The sequence below is a fragment of the Streptomyces ipomoeae 91-03 genome, assembly GCF_000317595.1.
Classification (GTDB): domain Bacteria; phylum Actinomycetota; class Actinomycetes; order Streptomycetales; family Streptomycetaceae; genus Streptomyces; species Streptomyces ipomoeae.
The window spans coordinates 1-3,675 of the sequence record NZ_AEJC01000343.1 but is presented as its reverse complement, the minus strand read 5'-3'; the positions used below and the strand labels follow the sequence as shown (position 1 = coordinate 3,675).

Sequence of the window (3,675 nt, the reverse complement as noted above, 5' to 3'; positions counted from 1 at the left end):
CCCTGGATGGGGGAGGGACGGGTAGGGGCGGCGGGGGCGAAGAACCCTGGCGCGGGAAACCGCACGGGCACCCTAGGATTGGGCCCAAACCACACCGCACTCACCCCCAGAGGATCGCTGCATGCCTGGCATTACGCGCGAGGAGGTCGCCCACCTCGCCCGGCTGGCGCGTCTGGAGCTGAAGCCCGAAGAGCTCGAACACTTCGCGGGCCAGCTGGACGACATCATCGGCGCGGTCGCCCGCGTCAGCGAGGTCGCCGACCAAGACGTCCCGCCGACCTCGCACCCGCTGCCGCTGACGAACGTCATGCGCGCGGACGAGGTCCGTCCCTCGCTCACCCCCGAGCAGGCGCTGTCCGACGCCCCGGCCCAGGAGCAGCAGCGTTTCAAGGTGCCGCAGATCCTGGGGGAGGACTGATCACGTCATGACCGACGCCATCATCAAGCTCACCGCGGCCGAGATCGCCGCGAAGATCGCCTCCGGCGAACTCACCGCCGTAGAGGTCACCGAGGCCCATCTGGCCCGTATCGAGGCCGTCGACGAGAAGGTGCACGCCTTCCTGCACGTCGACCGCGAGGGCGCCCTCGCCCAGGCCCGTGCCGTGGACGAGAAGCGCGCCAAGGGCGAGAAGCTCGGCCCGCTCGCCGGTGTGCCGCTCGCGCTCAAGGACATCTTCACCACGGTCGGGGTGCCCACCACCGTCGGGTCGAAGATCCTCGAAGGGTGGATCCCGCCCTACGACGCCACCCTCACCAAGAGGCTGAAGGACGCGGACGTCGTCATCCTCGGCAAGACCAACATGGACGAGTTCGCCATGGGGTCCTCCACCGAGAACAGCGCGTACGGGCCGACCGGCAACCCGTGGGACCTCACCCGTATCCCCGGCGGCTCCGGCGGTGGCTCCTCCGCCTCCCTCGCCTCCTTCCAGGCGCCCCTCGCCATCGGCACCGACACCGGTGGATCGATCCGCCAGCCGGCCGCCGTCACCGGCACGGTCGGTGTGAAGCCGACGTACGGGGCCGTCTCCCGGTACGGCATGGTCGCCTTCTCCTCCTCCCTCGACCAGGGCGGTCCCTGCGCCCGTACGGTCCTGGACGCGGCCCTCCTCCACGAGGTCATCGCCGGCCACGACCCGCTGGACTCCACCTCCATCGACGCCCCGGTTCCGCCGGTCGTCGAGGCCGCCCGCAACGGCAGCGTGGCGGGCATGCGCGTCGGCGTCGTCAAGCAGTTCCGCGGCGAGGGCTACCAGGCCGGTGTCGTACAGCGGTTCGACGAGGCCGTCGAGCTGCTCAAGGAGTTGGGCGCCGAGGTCGTCGAGCTGGACTGCCCGTCGTTCGACCTGGCGCTGGCCGCGTACTACCTGATCGCGCCGAGCGAGTGTTCGTCGAACCTCGCCCGTTTCGACGGGCTCCGCTACGGCCTCCGTACCGGCGACGACGGCGCGCACTCCGCCGAGGAGGTCACCTCCCTCACCCGTGAGGCGGGCTTCGGCCCCGAGGTGAAGCGCCGCATCATGCTCGGCACCTACGCGCTCAGCTCCGGCTACTACGACGCGTACTACGGCTCCGCCCAGAAGGTCCGTACGCTCATCACCCGCGACTTCGAGAAGTCGTTCGAGAAGGTCGACGTCATCGTCTCGCCGACGACGCCCACCACCGCCTTCCCGATCGGTGAGCGCGCCGACGACCCGATGGCGATGTACCTCGCGGACCTGTGCACCATCCCGACCAACCTCGCGGGCAACGCCGCGATGTCCCTGCCCTGCGGTCTCGCGCCGGAGGACGGGCTGCCCGTCGGGCTGCAGATCATCGCCCCGGCGATGAAGGACGACCGTCTTTACAAGGTTGGCGCCGCCGTCGAGGCCGCCTTCGTGGAAAAGTGGGGTCACCCGCTGCTCGAGGAGGCTCCGTCGCTGTGAGTGCACTGTCCAAGGCCAAGGGCTTCAAGAAGTCCCGTTCCGGTACGTATCTGTCCATGGCCACCACCGCGCTCGGCGCGATCAGTGTCGTCAAGCAGGCCAAGAAGGCCCGCGTCGAGAACGACACGCTGCGCCTGATCGACGCGGCCGTGTCCGCCGCCGCCATCGTCACCGGCCTCGCCATCCTCTACCGCGAGCTGAAGCGGCTGGGCGACGACGACGTCCTGCTGGGCTGAGAGGGAAGTTTCACCGTGACCACCACGACCGACCTGGTGTCGTACGAGGACGCGCTGGCGTCGTACGACCCCGTCATGGGCCTTGAGGTCCATGTCGAACTCGGCACCAAGACCAAGATGTTCTGCGGCTGTTCGACCGAGCTCGGTCAGGACGCCAACACGCAGACCTGCCCCGTCTGCCTCGGCCTGCCCGGCGCGCTCCCGGTCGTCAACGCGACCGGCGTCGAGTCGGCGATCAAGATCGGTCTCGCGCTGAACTGCGAGATCGCCGAATGGTGCCGCTTCGCCCGGAAGAACTACTTCTATCCGGACATGCCGAAGAACTTCCAGACCTCCCAGTACGACGAGCCGATCGCCTTCAACGGCTACCTCGACGTACAGCTGGAGGACGGCGAGGTCTTCCGCGTGGAGATCGAGCGCGCCCACATGGAGGAGGACACCGGCAAGTCCACGCACGTGGGCGGTGCGACGGGCCGTATCCACGGCGCGTCCCACTCGCTGCTCGACTACAACCGCGCCGGCATCCCGCTCATCGAGATCGTCACCAAGCCGATCGTCGGGGCCGGGGAGCGCGCGCCGGAGGTCGCCAAGGCGTACGTCCGTGAGCTGCGTGAGGTCATCAAGGCGCTCGGCGTGTCGGAAGCCCGCATGGAGATGGGCCAGATGCGCTGCGACGTGAACCTGTCGCTGATGCCCAAGGGCGCCGACAAGTTCGGTACGCGTTCCGAGACGAAGAACGTGAACTCGCTGCGTTCCGTGGAGCGGGCGGCCCGCTTCGAGATCCAGCGCCACGCGGCCGTGCTGTCGTCCGGCGGCACGATCGTCCAGGAGACCCGCCACTTCCACGAGGACACCGGGTCCACCACCTCGGGCCGCGTCAAGGAGGAGGCCGAGGACTACCGGTACTTCCCCGAGCCGGACCTGGTGCCGGTGGCCCCCTCGCGCGAGTGGGTCGAGGAGATCCGCTCCGCGCTGCCCGAGCTGCCGCTGGTCCGCCGCAACCGGCTCCGCGAGGAGTGGGGCATCAGCGGCACCGACATGCAGGCGATCCTCAACGCCGGCGCTCTGGAGCCGATCGTCGCCACCATCGCGGCCGGGGCCGACGCCGCCTCCGCCCGCAAGTGGTGGATGGGCGAGCTGGCCCGCAGCGCCAACGAGTCCGGCAAGGCGCTGGACGAGCTGGCGATCACGCCGGAGCAGGTCGCCCGGGTCACCGCGCTCGTCGCGTCCGGTGATCTGAACGACAAGCTGGCGCGCCAGGTCATCGAGGGCGTCCTCGCGGGCGAAGGCACCCCGGACGAGGTCGTCGAGAAGCGCGGTCTGAAGGTCGTCTCCGACGAGGGCGCCCTGACCACCGCCGTCGAGGAGGCCATCGCCGGCAACCCGGCCATCGCGGACAAGATCCGCGGCGGCAAGGTGGCCGCGGCCGGCGCCCTGGTCGGCGCGGTCATGAAGGCCACACGGGGGCAGGCCGACGCGGCCCGCGTGAAGGAGCTGATCCTTCAGAAGCTGGGCGT

General features: G+C 69.6%; 4 protein-coding genes. All 4 read left to right on the top strand.

Features of this window, described 5'->3' with window-relative positions; translation table 11 throughout:
- Window positions 1–121 precede the first annotated feature (121 nt).
- Entirely contained in the window at window positions 122–418 is a 297-nt protein-coding gene (gene gatC / locus STRIP9103_RS22260; RefSeq protein WP_048820758.1) for an Asp-tRNA(Asn)/Glu-tRNA(Gln) amidotransferase subunit GatC, read from the top strand.
- 7 nt (window positions 419–425) lie between these two features.
- Entirely contained in the window at window positions 426–1,922 is a 1,497-nt protein-coding gene (gatA, locus tag STRIP9103_RS22255) for an Asp-tRNA(Asn)/Glu-tRNA(Gln) amidotransferase subunit GatA (protein ID WP_009318810.1), read from the top strand.
- On the top strand, window positions 1,919–2,158 hold the full coding sequence (locus STRIP9103_RS22250) for a hypothetical protein (protein ID WP_009318814.1): 240 nt from the start codon (window positions 1,919–1,921) through the stop codon (window positions 2,156–2,158). The genes gatA and STRIP9103_RS22250 overlap by 4 nt, the downstream gene beginning before the upstream one ends.
- Before the next feature lie 15 nt (window positions 2,159–2,173).
- Window positions 2,174–3,675 (top strand): Asp-tRNA(Asn)/Glu-tRNA(Gln) amidotransferase subunit GatB (gene gatB, locus STRIP9103_RS22245; RefSeq protein WP_009318812.1); only part of this gene is annotated, 1,502 nt, incomplete at its 3' end.